This window comes from Acidisoma sp. S159 (assembly GCF_009766125.1).
Taxonomy (GTDB): domain Bacteria; phylum Pseudomonadota; class Alphaproteobacteria; order Acetobacterales; family Acetobacteraceae; genus Acidisoma.
In genome coordinates this window covers 727,923-749,471 of the sequence record NZ_LMUG01000059.1, presented here as the reverse complement: position 1 = coordinate 749,471, position 21,549 = coordinate 727,923, and the positions used below count along the sequence as shown (strand labels likewise).

Below are 21,549 nucleotides of genomic sequence, written 5' to 3'. Positions count from 1 at the left end.
GGTTCAGCCCCCGGCGCGGGTAGGTTCGGCGACGCGCACCACGAGCTTACCGAAATTATGGCCGCGGAGGAGTTCGATGAAAGCCTCCGGCGCGTTTTCGAGGCCGTCCACGACATGCTCGCGATAGCGCAGGCTGCCCTCGGCGACCCATGGCGCCGCGAGTTCGCGCCACTCGGCGAAACGCTCCGGTTTGTCGCTGACGATGAAACCCTCGATGCGGAGACGCTTGCGAACGGCGGCCATGAGATTCGGTCCGGGACGCGGCTTGGCGTCGTTATATTCGGCGACCATCCCACAGAGGATCATGCGGCCGAAATTATTGAGCAGCGGAAAGACGGCTTCCTGAAGATCGCCACCGACATTCTCGAAATAGACGTCGATGCCATTCGGACAGGCGTCGCGCAGGGCGGCATCCATGTCCATCACGCCGCGATGATCGACGCAATCGTCGAACTCCAGAACCTCCTGCACGAACATCGACTTATCGGAATTGCCGGCGACACCAACGACGCGCGCGCCGGCCCGTTTGGCGATCTGGCCCGCGACCGAGCCGACCGCGCCGGAGGCGGCGGAGATCAACACCGTTTCGCCGGCTTTCGGCTGGCCGATATCCTTCATTGCCGAATAGGCCGTGGTGCCGGGCATGCCGAGAATGCCGAGATAGGCGGAGAGCGGGATGTTGCCGCCATGTGCGGCCGGCAGCGGCACCAGTTGGTCGCCATGGGTCACGAGGTGGCTTGCCCAGCCCCGGGGATTCTGGACGATCTGGCCCGGCGTGAAGCGCGGATCCTGGGAGGCAACGACCTCGCCAATAGTCTCGCCGGTCATCATTCCGCCGATCTCGACCGGTGGGGCGTAGGATGGGCGGTCGCTCAGCCGGCCACGCATATAAGGATCGAGTGACAGCCAGAGCGTGCGGGTCAGCACCTCACCGGGGCCGGGTTCCGGGATGGTGCTTTCCTCCATCGAGAAGTCGTCGACATGCGGCAATCCCTTGGGCCGCTGGCGCAGGGCGATCGTGCGGCGGAGAGAACTCATCGGCACATCCTTCTGGCGGTCATTTCAGACCTCGTTCGGCAGATCGCCTTTCGCGTGACGCGCGAAAGCCGAGAAGAGCTTACGCGTGACGGGGCCGACCGCGCCATCCGCAACAGGCGCGCCGTCGATGGCAGTGATCGGCCGCACGAAGCTGGTAGCGCTGGTGATGAAGACCTCCCGCGCGCCCCGCAACTCGTCGAGGCTGAAGGCCGTCTCGGAGAGGGTGAGTTTCTCGTCGCCGAGCAGCGCCGCCAGGGCACCGCGCGTGCAGCCCGGCAGGATCTCGTGGCCCAGGGCGCGCGTGCGAAGGTGGCCGGAGGCGTCGACGATCCAGATATTCGAGGAGGCGCATTCGGTGACCATGCCGTCGCTATCGATCATCGCCATCTCGAAGGCACCGGCTTCGCGTGCGGCCTGTTTCGCCAGCACGTTGGGCAGCAGGTTCACCGACTTGATGTCGCAGCGGGCCCAGCGCTGGTCCGGCCCGGTGATGATGCGGGTGGCCCAGCTATCGGGATCGCGCGGATAGGGCGGCAGGGCGCGCGCAGTGACCACCAGCGTCGGGGATGTCGGCGGCGGGAAGACGTGCTCGCGCCGTGCCGCGCCGCGGGTGATCTGGATATAGGCGAGCGCGGCGCCGCGAAGCCGGTTGCGGGAAACGACCTCTCGCAGGATGCCGCCGAGCACCTCGCGCTTGACCGGCCAGTCTATGCGTAGCTCGCCAAGGGAGCGATGCAGGCGGTCGAGGTGGCGGTCCTCGTCCAGGAAGCGGCCGCGATGGATGTAGACGACTTCGTAGACGCCATCACCGAACTGGAAGCCCCGGTCCTCTACCCGGACCTGCGCTTCGGCGAGCGGGAGGTAGCGTCCGTTGACATAGGCGATGCGGCTCATGACAGCGTTTCGGTCGTTTCAGGAAACACAGAACTAATCGTCCAGCCCCAGCGCGCGGAGGTGCTGGGTCTTCTCGTCCCAGCCCGCGCGTTCCTTGACGTTCAGGAAAAGGTGAACCTTGCGGTCGAAAAGCTTCACCAGTTCCAGCCGCGCCTTGGCGCCGATCTCGCGAATGCGGCTGCCTCCGGCGCCTATAAGGATTCCTTTATGTCCGGCGCGGGACACGGTGATCGTCGCCTCGATCCGCACCGAGCCGTCCTTCTGCTCCTTGAAGCTCTCGGTCTCGACGGTCGTCGCATGCGGAACCTCCTGATGCGTTTGCAGCAGGATTTGCTCGCGGACGATCTCGGCCGCCAGCAGACGGTCCGGCAGGTCGGTAAGGTCGTCGTCGGGGTAGAGATGCGGACCCTCCGGCACGGCGCCGGCCAAGGCATCGCGGAGCTGGTCTACGCCCTCGCCCGTGACCGCGCTGACCATGAAGGTCTCGACGAAGGTCAAGCGGCTGTTGAGTTCGGCGATGAGCGGCAACAGGCGGGCGGGCTCGACGAGGTCCGTCTTGTTCAGGACTAGCCACAGCTTGCGGTCGGTTTTCGCCAGCGTCTCGATGATGCTGGCGGTCAGGCCGCTGATCCCGGCCTTGGCGTCGACCAGTAGCACGCTGATATCGGCATCCTGCATGCCGGTCCAGGCGGCGGCGACCATGGCGCGGTCGAGCCTGCGCTTTGGCTGGAAGATGCCGGGCGTATCCACCAGCAGGATCTGCGAGGCGCCGCGCATCAGCACGCCCATGATGCGGAAGCGCGTGGTCTGCGCCTTCGGGCTCACGATGGAGAGCTTGGTGCCCGCCAGACGGTTCAGCAGGGTCGACTTGCCGGCATTGGGGGCGCCGATGATCGCAACGAAGCCGCAGCGTGGGGCGGTTGTTTCGTTCATGAGGCGGATAGCCGGTTGAGGAGGGCGCGGGCGCCGGCCTGCTCGGCCGCGCGGCGGGTGCCGGCTTCGCCCGTGGCGCTGTGCTCACCGAGCGTCACGCGGAGCACAAAGCGCGGGGAATGCGATGGTCCTTCCTGCGATTCGACCTCGTAGCCGGGCAACCCGAGGCTGCGGGCCTGGGCCCATTCCTGCAGGGCGGTCTTGGCGTCCTTCGGTGGCTCGGTGTCGGCGATCATGGTTTGCTCGAAATGCCGGCGCACAAAACGCTGCACAGGGTCGAGGCCGCCATCCATGAACATCGCGCCCAGAAGCGCTTCCACTGCGTCGGCGAGCACCGAGGCACGGAGGCGCACGCCGGCACGGGCCTCGCCGGGCGCCACGGCCAGGAGATTGGGCAGGCCGAGTTCCTCGGCGATCCGGGCGAGCACGGGCTGGGAAACGAGATGGGCGAGACGGCGGCCGAGGGCGCCTTCCTGCTCGCGCGGATAGCGCTCGGCCAGCCAGACGGCGACGGCGAGGCCGAGAACGCGGTCACCGACGAATTCGAGACGCTCGTTGGAGTGGCGGCCGGACCCAGCGGCGGATCGATGGGTGAGCGCCTCGCGCAACAGGCGAGGCTCGGCGAAATGATAGGCGAGGATGCGCTCGACCTCGGGTGCCGGCGAAGTAGCAGCCGCGGCGGAAACGGCGGTCAATGCACGAGCTGCAGGAGACGGCCCCACCGGATTTCGAACGGCCACTCCCAGACCTCCCACCACGGATAGCGCGAGTCGATCGAGAAGAAGATGATTTCCGCCTTACCGACCAAGTTCGCGACCGGGATATAGCCCACCGCATCGAGCACGCGCGAGTCGAGGCTGTCGTCGCGGTTGTCGCCCATGCCGAATACATAGCCCGGCGGGACATTATAGACGTCGGTATTGTCGAGCGGGCCGTCATCCGAGGCTTTGAGGATCGGGTGCTTCACCCCATCCGGCATCGTCTCGATATAGCGCTTGAGCACCATCGGCGGACCATCGCCCTCGGCGGTGAAGGTGCCGGACGGGTCGCGCGGCAGTTCCTTGCCGTTGATGTAGAGATGGCCGGACTTCATCTGGATCTCGTCACCGGGCAGGCCGACGATGCGCTTGATGTAATCAACGGAGGGATCACGCGGCAGGCGGAACACCGCGACATCGCCACGCTGCGGCAGGCTGCCGAAGATGCGGCCCGAGAAGAGGCTCGGGGAGAGCGGGAAAGAGTAATTCGAGTAGCCGTAACTGAATTTCGAGACGAACAGGTAATCGCCGACCAGCAGTGTCGGGATCATGCTTCCGGACGGAATATTAAACGGTTCGTAAAGAAAGGTTCTGATGAAGACCGCGATGAGCGCGGCATAGATAACGGTCTTGAGGCTGTCCCCCCAACCGCCCGAATTACGCTGCGCCATCGTCTTGTCGTATTCCTCAGAGGGACCGGGCCGGATGAAGCCGAAAGGTTCCGGCCTGTCAAGCAAGCGGGGCGCCGGGTCGTTGCCCTCTCCTGCGCTGGCCGGCGGTCCTCCGCAAGCTGGCAAATCGTTACCTCAGGCTTGCGAGTGGCAGCCGCGCCAAGCCGCGCCTTGCGGCGGCGGCGGCGCATCGGCGACAAGGCGCGTCATGGCCCCCCCGCTCCTCACGCTTCAGACGATCCGGCTTCACCTCGGCACGACCGCTCTGCTCGACGGCGCCGAACTCAGCGTCGGCGCGGGGGACCGGATCTGCCTGGTCGGCCGCAATGGCTCCGGCAAATCGACGCTGCTCAAGCTCGCGGCCGGGCTGATCGAGCCCGATGGCGGAACGCGCTTCCTCCAGCCAGGCACGACGATCCGCTACCTTCCGCAGGAGCCCGATCTGTCGGGCTATGCCACCACGCTGGATTACGTCGAAGCCGGACTGGGGCCGAGCGACGATCCGTATCGGGCGCGCGCTTTGCTCGATGCGCTGGGGCTTTCGGGCGAGGAGCAGCCGGACCAACTGTCCGGCGGCGAGGCTCGGCGGGCGGCGCTGGCGCGGACGCTGGCGCCCGAACCTGACCTGCTGTTGCTCGATGAGCCGACGAACCACCTGGACCTGCCGGCGATCGAGTGGCTGGAGACGGAACTGGCGCGGCTGCGGGCGGGGATCATTCTCATCAGCCATGACCGTCGGCTGCTCACCGGCCTCTCGAAGTCGATGATCTGGCTGGACCGTGGCGTGACCCGCCGGGTCGATCGCGGCTTCGGCGAATACGATCAATGGCGCGAGGAGATCCTGGCGCAGGAGGAGGCGGAGCACCACAAGCTCGGCCGCCAGATCGCGCGTGAAGAGGATTGGATGCGCTACGGCGTGACGGCCCGGCGCAAGAGGAATGTGCGCCGTGTCGGCGAACTTCGGGCGTTGCGCCAACGGCATCGGGAACGCGAGGGTGCTGCCAAGGGCGCTCGCATGTCGGCGAGTGAGGGCGAGGTTTCCGGCAAGCTCGTCTGCGTCGCCGAGCAGGTCAGCAAGAGTTACGACCGGCCGGTGGTGCGGAACCTCGACCTGCGGGTGATCCGGGGCGACCGGCTCGGCATTGTGGGGCCGAATGGCGCGGGCAAGTCGACGCTGCTGCATCTTCTCACCGGGACGACGCAGCCGGATACCGGGACGATTCGCATCGGCACGAACCTCTCACTGGTGACGCTCGACCAGCAGCGCGGCGCGCTCGATCCCAACCGGACCTTGGCCGAAACGCTGACGGATGGGCAGGGCGACATGGTTCAGGTCGGCGAGGAGCGTCGGCATGTCATCGGGTACATGAAGGACTTCATGTTCAAGCCTGAACAGGCGCGCACGCCGGTCGGCACGCTGTCAGGTGGCGAGCGTGGAAGGTTGTTGCTGGCCTGCGCCCTCGCCCGGCCGAGCAATCTGCTGGTGCTCGACGAACCGACCAATGATTTGGATTTCGAGACGCTGGATTTGCTGCAGGAGATGCTGGCGGATTACGCGGGCACAGTCCTTCTGGTAAGCCATGATCGCGACTTTTTGGATCGCGTCGTGACCTCGACATTGGCATCGGAAGGCGATGGCCGCTGGACGGAATATGCTGGTGGTTACAGTGACATGCTGTCGCAGCGCGGCGCCGACTTGCCGGACCGGCCGACGACAGCGGCGATCGCGTCCTTGCCGCGCGCGCGTTCCGAGACTGGTCGCGTCGAGAACACGCGCGTGAAAATGAGTTTCAAGGATCGCCACGCGTTGGAGCGGCTGCCGCGCGACATCGCGAGCCTGCAAGCGGAAGCGGCGCGGCTGCGTGGCATCCTGTCGGACGCCAATCTCTATACGCGCGACAACAAGCGCTTTGCCGCAACTACGGCGGCGCTGGCGAAAGCCGAGGCGGATCTCGTGGCGCAGGAATCTCGCTGGCTGGAACTGGAGATGCTGCGGGAAACGCTCGAAGGCTGAGTGCGGCGCGGTCAGCGCAGCCGCCGCCGTCATGCTCGGCGAAGGCAGAGCATGACGGCGCGCGTTATGACTCAGCGTCGCATCCTTGCCGCAATGAGTAGGGAGTTTACGATGTCGCTATCTCTTGATCCCCGCACGACCGCCCTGGTGCTGATCGACCTGCAGCAGGGCGTCCTCTCGATGCCGCTCAGCCCCTATGGCGCACCGCAGATCATCGAGCGTTCCGTGCGCCTCGGCCGGCGGATCCGGGATGCGGGCGGGATTGTGGTGCTGGTGAATGTCGCCTTCGCGAGCGGCTTCGCCGACAGGCTCAACCTGCCGGTCGATGCACCACAGCCGGCGGCGCCGGGAGGACTGCCGCCGGACTGGTCCGAATTCGCACCCGAGGTAGCGGCTTTGCCGGGCGATGTGCTGGTGACCAAGCGGCAATGGGGCGCGTTTCACGGCACGGAACTCGACCTGCAACTGAGGCGGCGCGGCATTACCACCATCGTGCTCGGCGGCATCGCGACGAATTTCGGCGTGGAGTCGACAGCGCGCGAGGCGTGGCAGCACAATTACGCGGTGGTCATCGCCGAGGATGCCTGCACCAGCATCGGCCCCGAGATGCATCAGTTCGCGATCGAGAAGATATTCCCGCGCTTGGCGCGCATTCGTTCCACGGAGCAGATTCTTGCGGCATTGCCAGCCGGGTCGGGTCCGGCGACGCCGCCGGTTTGAGGCTGACTCGCGGCTTCACGCTGCGGCGGTCGACCCACCCCCAGCCCCTCGCTGCCAGGGAGGGGAGCGTCACTCCGGGATAGGGAGTGCTTCGATAATGACCTGGGCAAAAGCGTAGGGGTATTCGTCCGTCATCGTCAGAGCGACGACCGCGCGCATTCCAGGCGGGGTCAGCGCCGCCAGGCGGCGGGCGGCGCCGCCGGTGAGGAGGAAACCCGGCTGGCCGGAGCGCTGGTTGACCACGCCGAGATCCGACATGAAAACCCCGTTGTTAAAACCGGTGCCGAGCGCCTTGGCGCAGGCTTCCTTGGCGGCGAAACGCTTGGCGAAGGTGCCCGCCCGCAGCTTGTCGGTGCGGCGCATCGCCTTCTCGCGCTCGGTTTCCGTGAAGACGCGCTGGAGGAAGCGGTCGCCGTGGCGCTCCATCGCCTTCTCGATGCGGCGAATGTCGCAGAGGTCGGAGCCGATGCCGATGATCATGGATCTGCGTTCAGCCCTTCGCGCGCTCGACCTGATTGATGCCGCCGGTCGCGCGCAGCCCGGCGATGACGGTGGAGAGGTGCCGCAGGTCGCGCACCTCCACATCCAGCAGGATCTCGCAGAAATCCTGCTGCCGGCTGACCACCCGCAGGTTCAAGACCGAACCGTCATGCTTCGTCACGGCATTGGAGATATTGGGCAAAAGGTCGCGCTCGTTGCTGGCGACGACACTGACGCGGCCGGCGAAAACCTGGCCGCCCTTGGCCTGCGGCGGCAGCGTGTCGTCCCATTCCACATCGATGAAGCGTTCGGGTGTCGCGGCGAAGCTCTGCAGCTGCGCGCAGTCCCGCGTGTGGATCGTCACGCCGCGGCCTGTCGCCACGATGCCGACGATGGGATCGCCGGGCAGCGGATGGCAGCAGCCGGCATAGCTCACCACCATGCCCGAGATGATGCCGCGGATCGGCGCGCCGGCTGGCCCCTCGGTCTTGGAACCGCTGCGGCCGGCGGGCCTCGGCGGCAGGCCCATGCCGGGCAGCATGCGGGGTGCGCGTGCCGTCTCCCGCATCTCGGGATAAGCGGCGTGCACCACATCCTTGGCGCCGATATGGCCGCTACCGACAGCCACATAGAGATCGTCGATCGACGCCTGCTTGAGCGTCTTCAGCGCCGGGTCCAGCGCCTTCTCCGACCCATCCAGCCCTTCCTGACGGAAAGCCTTGGCGAGGGTCGCGCGGCCCTGCTCGCGATTGACGCCGCGCTGCTGCTGGGTGACGAAGCGGCGAATACGGGCGCGCGCCTTGCCGGTGACGACAAACCGCTCCCATTGCGGGGACGGCGTGCCGCCCCGCGCCGTCATCACCTCGACCTGATCGCCGTTCTGCAACTCATAGCGCAACGGCATGAGGCGGCCGTTGATCTTGGCGCCGACACAGGTGTCGCCGACCTGACTATGGACGGCATAGGCGAAATCGACGGAGGTCGCGCCGCGCGGAAGCTGGATCAGCTCGCCCTTCGGCGTAAAGCAGAAGACCTGGTCGCGATAAAGTTCGAGCTTGGTGTTTTCGAGAAACTCGTCCGCCGCCTGACTGTTGTCGAGGATTTCGAGCAGATCCTGAACCCAGCGGAAGCGCTGGATATCGGAGGCCGCGGCATCGTGCTGCTTATAGTGCCAGTGCGCGGCGACGCCTTTCTCGGCGACCTCGTGCATCTGGAAGGTGCGGATCTGGACTTCGATCTTTTGATTGCGCGGTTCGCGCAGCGTCACGCCGGTATGCAGGCTTTGGTAACCATTGGCCTTGGGCGTCGAAATATAGTCCTTGAAGCGGCCTGCGATCACCGGGAAGGCCGAATGCACGGCGCCCAGCGCGACGTAGCAATCATCCCGTGTCGGCACCAGAAGTCGGAAAGCCATGATGTCCGAAAGCTGCTCATAGGCGACGTTGCGGTGCTGCATCTTCTCCCAGATGGAGAATGGCGATTTCTCGCGGCCCGTCACCTCGATGCCGCTGACCCCGGCGGCGAGGCAGACTCGGGTGAGGTCCTGCCGCACCTCCTCGATGACGTCGGCGCCCTGGCCGCGCAGGAAGTTCAGGCGGGCTTGGATGGTGTCAAAAGCCTCGGGCTCGAGCTGTGCGAAGGCGAGGCTCTGCAACTCGGTCTTGACGGAATCCATGCCGATACGGCCGGCGAGCGGCGCGTAGATCTCCATCGTCTCGCGGGCGATGCGCTGGCGGCGCCCGATCTCCAGCACGAAATGCAGCGTGCGCATGTTGTGCAGACGGTCGGCGAGTTTGACGAGGAGAACACGGATGTCCCGGCTGAGCGCCAGCACCAGCTTGCGGAAGTTCTCCGCCTGTTTGGTGCGATCCGACTGCAGCTCCAGCCGGGTGAGCTTGGTGACGCCATCGACCAGCCCGGCCACGTCGCCGCCGAAGCGGGACTCGACTTCCGCCAGGGTGACCGGGGTGTCCTCGATCACATCATGCAGCAGGCCGGTGATGATGCTGCCGGAATCGAGCCTGTAGTCGGCGAGGATGCCGGCGACGGCGACCGGGTGGTTGATATAGGGCTCGCCGTTGTCGCGGCGCTGCGGCGCATGGGCGCGCCGCGCCATCGCATAGGCGTCCTCGATCAGCGCGAGATCGGCATTGGGATCGTAGCTGCGGATCTTGGCTGTAAGCTCGGCCAAGGCCCGCTGATCCTCCGCGGGGAGGAGGATATCGGCGGCTACTGGGGCACCATCAGGGGAGCGAGCAAGGGCCGGCAGGAGAGGCGTGACTGGTTCGGAAGCGCCTGGTCCGGCCGGCATGCGTGTCCTTAACCCCGGCGGCGGCCGCCGAGTTCGGCCTCGATCGCGGCTTCCATGTCATCGACGCTCAGCGCCTCGCCCTTATCGGCGAGTGCCGCCGCTTCCTCGTCCGCCGAGACATCCTGCAGGCCGAAGATGTTCTGGTCGGTTGGGATGAGGTCCATGACCTCCTCGTCCGCAGGCTCCGGCTCCGGGGCGCGGGACAGCGAGCGAATCAGATCGCTCTCGATCCGCTCGAGATCAATGGTGCCCTCGGCAACCTCTCGCAGCGCGACGACGGGGTTCTTATCGTCGTCGCGGTCGATCGTCAGCTCCTCGCCGCGCGCGATATTGCGCGCCCGCTGAGCTGTCAGCAGCACCAGCTTGAAACGATTCGGCACCTTGACGATGCAGTCTTCCACGGTGACGCGCGCCATCCCGCTCACTCTCCGCCATTTTTCGAGTAGAGGACTACCTAGCGTCTGGGATTGCGGGATGCAAGAACCGTGGCGCTTCGGTGAGGGCATGGCTGGCAGCCAGCCGCGCGTCCAGCGGGCATCAATCCCAATCGGCCAACCGCCGCACGGGTTGGTCGGCAACTTTGGCCAGGAGCGCCTCCACCTTTATTCCGAGTAGCGGATGGCGCCAGCCAGGGGCTACATCAGCGAGTGGCCGCAGCACGAAGGCGCGCTGATGGGCACGGGGATGTGGTAGGATGGGGTCGGGCGCCTGGCGTAGTGTCTCACCCATTGCGATGATATCGAGGTCGAGGCTGCGCGACCCATTCCCTTCGCCGCGTTGCCGCCCGAACCGCGCCTCGATTTCGAGCAGGGCCGCAAGCAGCGCGGCCGGGTCGATGTCCCCGGCGAGCCGCAGAACGGCGTTGCGATAGGCCGGCTGTCCGGATGGTGGCTGCGGAGCGGATTCATATAAGGCGGATGTCGCTTCGATCCGCAGATTGGGCAAGCGTGCAATCTCCGCAGCCGCCGCGCGGAGTGTCACTGAGGGAGGAGAGCCGGAGGGAGCCGGAAGATTGGCGCCGAGTGCTACAAGGATCATGCCATTGCGTGGCGTAACGGGATGACGAGTGCAAGACTGCATCATCTGAATTGGTCAAGACGGCTGCTGACCAAACTGATGATCGCCTCGTTCATAATTCTTGCATCTAACGGGGCTACAAAACTTGATTATTAAGCTCAATTTTGGCACCCTGTAGTCAGGGCTTGCAACTTAAAGTTGTAGCGACATGATTATGTCACCGACTAATCGGCGTTGTGTTTCTCAAGCCTTACGATTTGTTCATCGAGGTGTCCGCGAATGCTTTTCCCCAACCATGAGCGGACTGTCTTATTCATAGATGGTGCTAAACTCTACGTCGCGTCACGCCACCTTGGCTTTGACGTCGACTATCGTTCACTTCTAGAATATTTCAGAAGCCGAACCAATGTTATCCGCGCGTATTACTATTCGGCAATGATCGATAGCGACGAATATTCGCCGCTCAAGCCACTGACCGACTATCTCGCCTATAACGGGTATTCGCTCGTCACGAAGACGGTGCGGGAATACACGGATCCATCCGGGAAGCGGCGGGTCAAAGGCAATATGGACGTCGAACTGGCGGTCGATATGCTTGAGCTGTCGCCGCATATCGAACACGCGGTGCTGTTCTCGGGCGATGCCGATTTCCGCCGTGTCGTCGAGGCCGTGCAGCGTCATGGGGTGCGCGTCACCGTAATCTCCTCGGTGAAGAGCAATCCGCCGATGATCGCGGACGAACTTCGCCGGCAGGCCGACCAGTTCCTCGATCTCGCGGACCTGATGGAGGATATCGCGCGCAAGGTCAGCGATGTGCGGCCACGCGCCTCCCGTACCGCCGTGGCCGACCTCGTGACGGTGCAGCCCGGCCAGGCGTGATGGAGAAAGACGGGGCGCTGCCCAGCCACGACTGCCCGCTATGCCCTCGCCTCGTCGCCTACCGGCAGGCGAATCGTGCGGCTCATCCTGACTGGTTCAACGGCCCGGTTTCCGGCTGGGGGCCCCTCGCCGCTCCCCTCGCGATCGTAGGGATGGCGCCGGGGGTCAAGGGTGCGAACCGGACCGGACGGCCCTTCACCGGCGATCATGCGGGTATCATCCTCTATGAGACGCTTCTGGAATTCGGCCTGGCACGCGGCCGCTTCGATGCGCGGCCGGATGACGGGTTGGAGCTGACGGGCTGCCGGATCGTCAATGCCGTGCGCTGCGTGCCGCCGGCCAATCTGCCTACCCCCGCGGAAGCCGCGACCTGCAACCGGTTTCTCACGGTCGAGCTACAGCGGATGCCGGGGCTTCGCATTGCGCTTGCCTTGGGGGTGCTGGCTCACGGAGCGGTTTTGCGCGCCTGCGGGATTCCGCAGAGCCGGGTGCGCTTCCAGCATGGCGCTTTCCACGAACTGCCGGACGGTCTGATCCTCTGCGACAGCTATCATGTGTCCCGATACAACACGAATACCGGGCGACTGACCGTGCCGATGTTCCAGGATGTCATTCGCAACATCCAGGCGCGGCTCGAACGCGCTTTGCCTCAGGTCGCGAACGCCTAGCGGGACGACCCAGAAGCGGGTCGCATCCGCCGCAAGGTCAGAAGCGCGCCGACACGGCGAGTGAGCCGAATTCGAACATGCCGCCTTGCTGGGTGTCGAATTCATGGGTCTGCCAGACCTGGGTGTAGCTGATCTTCACACCGTGCAGGATGATGGCGAGACCGGCCTCGAACTCGGCCACGAAGGGCTTGGGGTTCACATGGGGACCTTGGCTCGTGAAGGAATTGCCGTCGAGCAGCGTGTCATAGGCCACGGCCTGACCATCGACGCCGCCGAAGGCATACCAGGTAAGTCCCGGGTTCTGGTTATAGGCGTCGCCGCCCGTCATGCCTGGCAGGATGCGGGCAACGCCATAGTCCGTGTCCAGCCCCTGGCCGATACGGAAGGTGGCGCCAGCCTCGCCATAGACCCGCTGAGTGCCGACGAAGCCGGTGATGTCGGGTAGCATGTCGATGGCCAGGCCCGAGGACGCCACATAAGGCACGTCGACCGGCAGGTTCAGCAGCGGCACGCGATAGGTGCGGTCGATGAAGAGGTTCACGATGGGACGGTTGTCGAGCTGATAGGCCCAGCCCTTGTTCTGCGCATCGCCGATGATGGTGTGGAAAGCATTCTGCACCAACTGGCCGCCGGCATCCGGACCCAGCACCCCGAGCTGCGTGCCGATCTTCGTGCGTGAGATCTCGTCATCCTGGATGAGCTGGCCGGTCACGACCAAGGTCGCGGCATAGGGGCGGTCGGTCGGATCGGGGGGGCTGATCTGAGTATTGACCGGCGTGAAGATCGATTGGCTGATGTCGATGCTGATGCGCTGCTGGCCGTCGCCGAAAGCGGCATGGCCGGCGCGGGCGATGAAATCCGGGAGGTAGCCGGTTGGCCCTGTCCAGCCGATCTGGTCGCCTGCGCTGTAGTAGCGGTCAGTATTGGCGAAGGTGTCGTTCTCGACCCGTAGCGTGTAGATGCTGCCGTCATCCGCCGGCGGCATCCCCTGCGCCCGCACGGGACTGGCTAGAAGCGTTACCGAGACCAAGGCTGTCGCGCCACAAAGGCAAAGACCGATCCAGCCCGTGAACCGGGACGCCTCGCGTGGAACATCACTCATCGAAAATGCCTCTCTTTAGCGCGGACGCCAGTTCGCGGCGCAACCCTACGCTTTGTAAGCATTCTTTAAGCGGATGAGAAAGTCCTTCCCTGCTCGGTCAGGTCCCGCAAGATGAGATCCGCGGCCTCTGTTTCCCAAATGCCCTCTATTCCGACGCGGATTTTGCGCCGCCAGTTGGGGCGCTCGCGATCCGTCCCCGGTAAGTTGATGGGCACCGTCTCCGCCGCCAGGTCGTCGGCCTGGACCAGATCGAGCAGGCAGGGCGTGGCCGCGACGTAGCTGTGTATGGCGGCGTTGAGTGCGGCCGAAAGTGGCGCATCGAGGTCGATCGCTGCCGGAGCGAGGCCGTTCGCCGCGAGCGCTTCCAGCAATTGCGCCTTCTCGCGGCGCCGTTCGGTCCTTGCCGCCTCAGCGGCCGCGGCGTCGGAAAAGCCGAGACCCAGCCGCTCGTCGATGTCCTCGCCAGCCCACCAGCCAGCGATCGTCGGCAGGTCGTGGGTCGAGACACAGGCCGCCGCCTGCGCCGGATAGCTTGACGGTGGCTTGAAATGCTCGCCATCCCGCTCGAACCAGAGGACGCGGTAGGAGAGCACGGATCTCGCGGCCAGGGTTTCGCGAACACCATCCGGCACCGTGCCGAGATCCTCGCCGACCACGATGCATTCCGCGCGCTGACTTTCGAGCGCGACATTGCCCAGCAGATCGGCGAGCGGAAAAGCCAGGTAGGAACCCTCCGCCGGCGGGACGCCCTCGGGGATCAGGAAGAGGCGGTTGAGGCCGAGAACGTGGTCGATCCGCAGCGCCCCGGCGTGGCGCATATTGGTCTGCAGCATTTCGGCGAAGATCGAGTAGCCGTCCGCGGCCCAGGCGAGCGGGTTGGCGGGCGGCAGCATCCAGTTCTGCCCCTCGACGGAGAAGGGATCGGGCGGCGCGCCCACTGAAACGCCTCGCATGAGCGACTTCTGTTCTGCCCAGGCGGCCGCGCCATCGGGCGAGGTGCCGACCGCGAAATCCCGGTAGAAGCCGATGCTCAGCCCTTCCCGCTTCGAGACGGCGGCGGCGTCCGCGAGCTGCGCATCGGCGAGCCATTGCAGGAAGCAGGCAAAATCGACCTCGGCCGCGTGGCCACGGACAAAGTCCCGCACCGCTTCGCTGTCAGGGCGCTGGAGCGCCTCGGGCCAACTGCGCCAGGGGGCGCCTCTCCGCGCCGCCGAGATGGCCTCGAACTGCGCGAAACAGGCGAGCGAGGCGCCTTGCGCCTGTTTGAAGGCTGCGAATTCAGCTTGGGCCGGATGGTCGTCGCGCAACGCGGCAATAGCGTCGAAGCTGGCGCGCAGCACAGTCTCCTTTGCGGTCCACACGGTGGGGTAGTCCACCTCGCCGGCCAGCCGCGCCGCCGCGAAGATCGCCGCCTGCTCGGCAAGGGCCGCGCGCACCGCCGGGTGGTCCGGCAGATGCGGCAAAGCCGTCACGTCGACGTAGATCGGGTCGAGGAAGCGGCGGTCGGAGGGCGAATAGGGGCTGGTGAGGCTGCGGTCCGAGCAAAAGAGAACATGCAGCGGATTAAGGCCGACGACCGAGCCGCCTTTCGCCGCCGTGGCGGCGCCGATGCGAGCGAGCGTCGTGAAGTCGCCGATGCCCTGATCGCCATCGCGCCTCAAGGTATAGAGATGCGCGGCAAGGCCAAAGCGCCGGCCGCCATGCTGCAAAGCCGGGGGCAAGTAGCATTGCGCCGGTGTGATGGTGAGGTGGCAGGAGATCGGCTCCGGCCCGTCGATCCACATCAGTTGGTGCCGACCGAGCGGCTGCGGCGGTAGTTCGACCGTCCGGATCGAGGCCTGGCGGCCGTCGGGCGCCGACACCACGCTCAAGGCGCCGGTCTGTGGCGTGACCACGACGCGGTGTCGGCTGCCATCCTCGCGCTGGATCAGCAGCGCTGCCGCCCGGTCGAGGCGCGCAATCGCCGGGCCTAGGGGAAGCCTGACGGGCCGCCCCTCCTCGGCCACCAGCGTCGCGGGCAGGGCGCGGAGAACCGTGCGGCGTGAGAGGCTGTGCAGACTGTCCTCGACATCGTCGCGGCTGTCGGCCGGCAGACCCATCGCGGCGAGTAGCTTCCGTTTGGTCGTGTCTGGCACTAGATGATTCGTGCCGCTGATGTCCCACCAGTCATGGGTGAGGCCCGCGGCGACGGCGAGTTCGGCAAGACGTTCGGACGTGCTCGCGCTGCTTTCACGCTTGCGGCTCAGTTCAGCGGGTTCCTCGATGAAGAGGAGAACCGCGCGCGCGGCGACTGGTTGTGTGCCCTCGGCTCCGGCCACCGCCGCGTCCGGTGATGCGGTGTCGATCACGCGGCGCCAGGCGAAGCCTTCGCGCGGCGGTGGCAGGACGAGTGTGAAGGCGTTCCAACCGGCGTGAAGTACGACAAGCGCGCGGCTGGCGGCCGTCTCGTCTTCGGCGGGGCGGTAGAGATCGGCGATGAGCGTGCGATGCTCGGGGTTCTGCCAGTCTTGCAGCCCCATCGGCTGCCCATCCGGCCGCAGCCAGGCGACGTCGGGGCGGAGGCTGTCATCCACCGCCTCTCCCGTCAGGTGAGCGAGGCTGGTCAGAGCGGGGCAGCCACGGCGGGCGACAACCAGGCGGCTTACGAAACCGGAGAGGCCTTGGTCATCGGCCGTCCAATCCATCCAGGAGATCGGGTTGTCCTGGGCATAGCCGTTATTATTGCCGCGCTGCGTGCGTCCGCGCTCGTCCCCCATGGTGAGCATCGGCGTGCCGCGAGACAGCAGCAGCGTCGCCAGGAGGGCGCGGATATCGGCGCCACGGGCGGCGAGGATGCCGGCGTCCTCGGTCGGCCCTTCAACGCCGTGATTCCAGGAGTGGTTGTCGGAGGTGCCGTCGCGATTGGCCTCGCCGTTCGCGTCGTTACGCTTGTTCTCGAAGGAGACCAGGTCTGCGAGCGTGAAACCGTCATGGGCGGTGACGAAGTTGATGCTACGGCTCGGCTGGTGCGGCGCGCTGCCGAAGATGTCGGTGGACCCCGCGAGGCGCGTGGCGGCGGCGCCGAGCAGGCCGCTATCGCCGCGCCAGAAGCGACGGATGTCGTCGCGGAAACGGTCGTTCCATTCGCGCCATGGTGCGGGGAAGCGGCCGAGCTGGTAGCCGCCGGGTCCGATATCCCAGGGCTCGGCGATCATCCGCAAGCGGCGAAGTTCGGGATCCTGAGCGACAGCCTGCAGGAAGGCGGAGTTGGGATCGAAGCCGGTAGCCGTGCGCGAAACGGTGGTGGCGAGGTCGAAGCGGAAACCGGCGAGCCCGCAGCGGCGTGCCCAAAGCCGCAGGGAATCCATCACGAGGCGGAGCACGATCGGCCGGTCCACCGCCAGCGAATTGCCGGTGCCGGTGTCGTTCACCATGCCATCCGGCGCGCGGGGGTCGAGGCGGTAATAGGTCGCGTGATCCAGCCCACGCAGCGACAGCGTCGGCCCAACGGTGTCGCCTTCACCGGTATGGTTGTAGACGACGTCGAGAATGGCGGCGACACCCGCTTCGGCAAGGGCGTCGACTGAAGCGCGGATCTCGGCGAAACCGCCAGGGGCGAGGCGCGGATCGGGCGCCATGTAGGTGACGGGGTTGTAGCCCCAGTAATTGGTGAGGCCGAGCGGCGGGAGATGCCGCTCCTCGATCCAGCCGGAGGCCGGCATGATCTCGACGGCGCTCACACCTAGCCTGCGGATGTGGTCTAGGGCCGCAGGTTCCTTCAGAGCGGCGAAAGTGCCGCGCACGTTCTCGGGGATGGACGAATTGAGCTTCGAGAAGCCACGGACATGCATCTCATAGACGACCTGGCCCTCCCAGCCGGCGACGGGTGGCGCCAGTTCGGTCGGCGGGGCGGCCGGTTCGATGATGGCCTTGGGCATGAAGGGGGCGCTGTCCACCTGGCTCGGCGGGCCACCGGAGGGCGAGCCAGGTGGCCAGTCGAACATGCTCGCATGCAGGACGAGCGACCGGTCGAGCGATGTCGCGTAGGGGTCGATGAGCAGCTTCGAGGGGTTGAAGCGGTGGCCCTTCGCCGGCTCAAACGGGCCATACGCCCGCAGGCCATAGCGCGCGCCGATGGCGATGCCGCCGATATGGCCGTGGAAGACGTTGTCGGTGCGCGCCGGCAAGAGAACGCGCTCGACCTCCTCCTCGCCCTTCTCGTCGAAGAGGCAAAGCTCAATGGCGGTTGCGTTGGCGGAGAAGACCGCGATGTTGATGCCGTCAGCGTCGAGGGTGACGCCGAGCGGCTCCGGACTGCCGTCCGTTAGGCGACGTTCGGTCATGCGCTCATCAGATAATCACTGGTCTCCGGGGGAAGCTCGTCATGCTCCGGCGCGATCTCTCCAGTGGCGAGTTCGCGGTAGAGTTCGGCATAGAGCCGGGCGGAGCGGCGCCATGAGACATCGGTCCGCATACCGTTCCTCTGGATACGGCGCCAGAGCGCCGGTTTGCGCCAGAGGGCGGCGACGCGCAGCACGGCGGATTCCAGCATCTCGACGGAGGGTGGCGCGAATTGGATGCCGGTGCCGATGCCTTCCGCGCGCGCCATTTCGTTGGCGTCGATGACCGTATCCGACAGGCCGCCGACGCGCGCCACCACCGGCACGCAGCCGTAGCGCAAAGCATATAGCTGAGTGAGCCCGCAGGGCTCGAAGCGCGATGGCAGCAACAGCGCGTCGGCGCCGGCCTGGATGAGATGGCCGAGTTCCTCGTCATATCCAATGACGCAGCCGACGCGACCAGGATAAGCCGTCACCGCGTCACGCACCGCGCGCTCCATGCCGCGGTCGCCCTGGCCGATGATGGCGACTTGCGCTCCGGTGCCGAGGATCAGCGGCAAGGCATCCAGCAGCAGGTCGATGCCCTTCTGCCAGGTGAGGCGGCTGACCAGGCCGAGGACCAGGACATCCGTATCCTCATGCAAACCGACGCGGCGCTGCAAGGTCAGCTTATTGACGCGCCGTGGCTTGATATGAGCGCGATCGAACTTGGCGGAGATCAGGTCATCGGCCGACGGATCCCAAACGCTTTCGTCGATGCCGTTGAGGATGCCTTGCAGATCGACGATGCGGTCCCGCAACAGCCCGCCGAGGCCCATGCCGCCTTCGAGCGTGCAGATCTCCTCGGCGTAGCGCGGCGAGACGGTCGTGATGCGGTCGGCGAGCTGGATGCCGGCTTTGAGGAAGCCGATTCCGCCGTAATATTCCACGCCATCGACGCCCATCGCCTCGGGCGGCAGACCAAGCTGTTCGAGCAGTTCGGGGCCGTATTGGCCCTGGAAGGCGAGGTTGTGGATCGTCATGATGGTGGCGGGCCGGTCGTTGCCGCCGCGATAGTGGAGATAGGCTGGAGTTAGCCCGGCTTGCCAATCATGGGCGTGCACGACATCGGGCCGGTATCCGGCGACCTCTCCCAGCCCGATCGCGGCGCCGACCGCGCTCAAGGCCGCGAAACGGATCGGATTGTCCGACCAGTTCTCGCCGTCTGGCCCGACGTACGGGTTGCCGACGCGGGCATAGAGATGCGGCGCATCGATGACGATCAGGTCGAGCCCCGCTGCGGTGGCCCGCAACAGCGTGGCGGGGGCGCCGAAGAGGTTCTGAAACTCGTGGATCGCGACCGCGTTGCTGATCTTCGCGAGCACGGCGGGATAGCCGGGCAGCAGCGTGGTGGTGGCGATCCCCTCTGGCCGCAAGAAGGCCGGCAGCGAACCCGCGACATCCGCCAGTCCACCCGTCTTGATGAGCGGGAAGAGTTCGGAAACGACCGAGAGAACCGCGACGGGTTTCAACCGAGGGCCTTTCCGTTAGGAACCGAAGGAGACCGGAATGTATTCCAGGTAGATCGTCGCCAACGGAGGGATGGTAATCGCAGCGGAGTGGGGATGACCATGGCTCGGCACGTCTTCCGCCCAGATTCTGCCCATATTGCCGATACCGCTGCCGCCAAATTCGGCGGCGTCGGTATTGAGGATCTCGTCCCAGCGGCCGCCATGCGGCAGGCCGATGCGGTAGCCCTCGCGCGGGACCGGCGTCATGTTGCTAATCACCAGCACGGGACGCCGTGACCCCTCGCCGCCGAACCGCAGCCAGGCATAAACGGACTGCGCGGCGTCATCGCCCACGACCCATTGGAAACCCTCGGGCTCGCAATCCCGCTCATGCAAAGCTGGCGTGTGCCGATAGGCATGATTGAGTTGGCGGACGAGCGATTGCACGCCGGAATGGAGCGGATACTGGGTGAGATGCCAGTCGAGGCTCCGCTCGGCATTCCATTCCTCCGACTGGGCGAATTCCTGCCCCATGAACAGCAACTTCTTGCCGGGCATACCCCACATGAAGCCGTAATACGCGCGCAGATTTGCGAAACGCTGCCATTCGTCTCCCGGCATCTTGCCGATGATCGAGTGTTTCCCATGCACCACTTCGTCATGTGACAGCGGCAAGACGAAATTCTCGGTGAAGGCATAGACCATGCCGAAAGTCATCAGGTGGTGGTGCCACTGCCGATGCACCGGCTCCTTCGACATGTAATCGAGGGTGTCGTGCATCCAGCCCATGTTCCACTTGAAGCCAAACCCCAGCCCGCCGAGATAGGTCGGCGCTGACACGCCCGGCCAGGCGGTCGATTCCTCCGCGATCATCGTGGTGCCGGGCTGCAGCGAATAAGTCAGTTCGTTGACACGGCGCAGGAATGCAACGGACTCACGGTTCTCGTTGGAGCCGTCGTCATTGGGGATCCACTCGCCCGGCTGCCGCGAGTAATCGAGATACAGCATCGAGGCGACGGCATCCACGCGCAGGCCATCGACGTGGTAGACATCGAGCCAATAGACCGCGTTTGAGACGAGTGTCGCACTCACCTCGCGCCGACCGAAATTAAAGATCGCGGTGTTCCAATCGGGATGGAACCCCTTGCGCGGATCGGCGTGATCATAAAGCGCTGTGCCGTCAAAGTTTGAGAGGCCGTGCGCATCGACCGGGAAATGCGCCGGCACCCAATCCAGCAGCACGGAAATCCCCGCCTGATGCGCACGATCGACGAAACGCGCGAAGGCCGCGGGATCACCGAAACGACGGGTGGGCGCGAAAAGTCCAACCGGCTGATACCCCCAGGAAATGTCGAGGGGATGCTCGCTGATCGGCATGAGTTCGAGATGGGTGAAGCCCATGTGATGGGCATAGGGGATCAGTTTGTCGCCGAGTTCGTCATAGGTCAGGAAGCGATTGCCCTCGCCGCGCTGCCACGAGCCTAGGTGAACCTCGTAGATCGAGATTGGCTTGCGGCGCGGATCGCCTTGCGCGCGGCTGGCGAGATGCGCCTCGTCGTGCCAGGAGAAATTGTCGATGCGCGCCGTCATCGAGGCGGTCGAAGGCCGCATTTCGGCGGAGAAGCCGACCGGATCGGCCTTCAGCGGCAACAACTCGCCGCCCGCGCCAACGATCTCGTATTTATAGGCGACACCCTCACCCAGTTCAGGTGCGAAAATCTCCCAGACGCCTACGCCGAGGCGTTTGCGCATCTGGTGACGCCGGCCATCCCAACCGTTGAAGTCACCGACCACCGCGACGCGGCGCGCATTCGGCGCCCAGACCGCGAAATGAACGCCCGGAACGCCCTCATGCTCGATGAGATGCGCACCCAGCCGCTCATAGATGCGCTGATGCGTGCCTTCCGCGAGAAGATAGTCGTCGAGCGAGCCGAGCACCGGACCGAAAGCGTAGGGATCGTGGATCTCCCAAACGCCACCGGCATTGCGGGCACGCAGCTTGTACTGCGTGTCGCTCTCCAGGTTGGGAACCAGACCCTCGAAGAAGCCGTGCGAGTGGCGCGAGCCGAGCGATCCGATCAACGTGCCGTCGAGGCCGATCACCTCCAGGGTTTCGGCATGCGGTACGAAAGCACGCACCGCGATCCCCGCATCGGTGTCATGGACACCCAGGATCGCGAAAGGATCGCCATGACGGGCGCCGAGGATCGCCATGAGGTCTGGCTCCGGCACCCGCCAATCGGTGACGCGGCGAA

General features: G+C 65.5%; 16 protein-coding genes and 1 pseudogene. 4 read left to right on the top strand and 13 right to left on the bottom strand.

The window, feature by feature from the left end; genetic code table 11:
- Positions 1-3: 3 nt before the first annotated feature.
- Genes GSQ92_RS20260 through lepB form a run of 5 tightly spaced genes read right to left on the bottom strand, consistent with a single transcriptional unit; the run spans position 4 to position 4,294 of the window.
- A complete protein-coding gene (locus GSQ92_RS20260; protein ID WP_159013878.1) occupies positions 4-1,038 on the bottom strand; it encodes an NADP-dependent oxidoreductase in 1,035 nt (344 codons plus the stop codon).
- Positions 1,039-1,062: 24 nt separating this feature from the next.
- A complete protein-coding gene (locus tag GSQ92_RS20255; RefSeq protein WP_158804512.1) occupies positions 1,063-1,932 on the bottom strand; it encodes a D-amino-acid transaminase in 870 nt (289 codons plus the stop codon).
- Positions 1,933-1,965: 33 nt separating this feature from the next.
- Positions 1,966-2,865, bottom strand: coding sequence for a GTPase Era (gene era / locus GSQ92_RS20250; RefSeq protein ID WP_158804513.1), 900 nt, complete (start codon positions 2,863-2,865; stop codon positions 1,966-1,968).
- Positions 2,862-3,560, bottom strand: a complete 699-nt coding sequence (rnc, locus tag GSQ92_RS20245) for a ribonuclease III (protein WP_158804514.1) — start codon at positions 3,558-3,560, stop codon at positions 2,862-2,864. Before rnc ends, era begins: the two co-directional genes overlap by 4 nt.
- Positions 3,557-4,294, bottom strand: coding sequence for a signal peptidase I (gene lepB / locus GSQ92_RS20240; protein ID WP_159013918.1), 738 nt, complete (start codon positions 4,292-4,294; stop codon positions 3,557-3,559). Before lepB ends, rnc begins: the two co-directional genes overlap by 4 nt.
- A 208-nt stretch (positions 4,295-4,502) precedes the next feature.
- On the opposite strand from lepB, the gene GSQ92_RS20235 reads away from it, so the two are divergent.
- Positions 4,503-6,308 (top strand): ABC-F family ATP-binding cassette domain-containing protein, encoded by a 1,806-nt coding sequence (locus GSQ92_RS20235; RefSeq protein WP_158804515.1) that lies wholly within the window; start codon positions 4,503-4,505, stop codon positions 6,306-6,308.
- 111 nt (positions 6,309-6,419) lie between these two features.
- Positions 6,420-7,028 (top strand): hydrolase, encoded by a 609-nt coding sequence (locus GSQ92_RS20230; RefSeq protein ID WP_158804516.1) that lies wholly within the window; start codon positions 6,420-6,422, stop codon positions 7,026-7,028.
- Between the two features lie 69 nt (positions 7,029-7,097).
- Here the strand turns inward: GSQ92_RS20230 and acpS are convergent, their stop codons facing one another.
- The 4 genes from acpS to folK all read right to left on the bottom strand — a co-directional run bounded on the left by acpS (position 7,098) and on the right by folK (position 10,857).
- Entirely contained in the window at positions 7,098-7,508 is a 411-nt protein-coding gene (acpS, locus tag GSQ92_RS20225) for a holo-ACP synthase (protein ID WP_158804517.1), read from the bottom strand.
- Between the two features lie 10 nt (positions 7,509-7,518).
- On the bottom strand, positions 7,519-9,819 hold the full coding sequence (locus GSQ92_RS20220; protein WP_158804518.1) for a bifunctional (p)ppGpp synthetase/guanosine-3',5'-bis(diphosphate) 3'-pyrophosphohydrolase: 2,301 nt from the start codon (positions 9,817-9,819) through the stop codon (positions 7,519-7,521).
- An 8-nt stretch (positions 9,820-9,827) separates the two neighbouring features.
- Positions 9,828-10,235 carry a DNA-directed RNA polymerase subunit omega gene (rpoZ, locus tag GSQ92_RS20215; protein WP_158804519.1) on the bottom strand — a complete coding sequence of 136 codons (408 nt, stop codon included), beginning with the start codon at positions 10,233-10,235 and terminating at the stop codon, positions 9,828-9,830.
- Positions 10,236-10,356: 121 nt separating this feature from the next.
- Positions 10,357-10,857, bottom strand: coding sequence for a 2-amino-4-hydroxy-6-hydroxymethyldihydropteridine diphosphokinase (gene folK / locus GSQ92_RS20210; RefSeq protein ID WP_158804520.1), 501 nt, complete (start codon positions 10,855-10,857; stop codon positions 10,357-10,359).
- A 258-nt stretch (positions 10,858-11,115) separates the two neighbouring features.
- Between folK and GSQ92_RS20205 the strand changes: the two genes are divergently transcribed.
- Together GSQ92_RS20205 and GSQ92_RS20200 are read left to right on the top strand one after the other, a co-directional pair.
- Positions 11,116-11,715 (top strand): NYN domain-containing protein, encoded by a 600-nt coding sequence (locus tag GSQ92_RS20205; protein WP_158804521.1) that lies wholly within the window; start codon positions 11,116-11,118, stop codon positions 11,713-11,715.
- Positions 11,715-12,383 (top strand): uracil-DNA glycosylase, encoded by a 669-nt coding sequence (locus tag GSQ92_RS20200; protein WP_159013877.1) that lies wholly within the window; start codon positions 11,715-11,717, stop codon positions 12,381-12,383. The genes GSQ92_RS20205 and GSQ92_RS20200 overlap by 1 nt, the downstream gene beginning before the upstream one ends.
- A gap of 37 nt (positions 12,384-12,420) precedes the next feature.
- Here GSQ92_RS20200 and GSQ92_RS20195 read toward each other — a convergent pair whose 3' ends face one another.
- The 4 genes and pseudogenes from GSQ92_RS20195 to glgB form a co-directional block, all read right to left on the bottom strand.
- Complete coding sequence (locus GSQ92_RS20195) at positions 12,421-13,485, bottom strand: lipid A deacylase LpxR family protein (RefSeq protein ID WP_158804523.1); 1,065 nt, start codon at positions 13,483-13,485, stop codon at positions 12,421-12,423.
- 65 nt (positions 13,486-13,550) lie between these two features.
- Complete coding sequence (gene glgX, locus GSQ92_RS20190) at positions 13,551-17,807, bottom strand: glycogen debranching protein GlgX (protein ID WP_158804524.1); 4,257 nt, start codon at positions 17,805-17,807, stop codon at positions 13,551-13,553.
- A gap of 62 nt (positions 17,808-17,869) precedes the next feature.
- Positions 17,870-19,315 (bottom strand): annotated as a pseudogene (gene glgA, locus GSQ92_RS20185) (glycogen synthase GlgA); the annotation flags it as partial.
- Between the two features lie 15 nt (positions 19,316-19,330).
- Complete coding sequence (gene glgB / locus GSQ92_RS20180; RefSeq protein WP_254065825.1) at positions 19,331-21,508, bottom strand: 1,4-alpha-glucan branching protein GlgB; 2,178 nt, start codon at positions 21,506-21,508, stop codon at positions 19,331-19,333.
- Positions 21,509-21,549 lie beyond the last annotated feature (41 nt).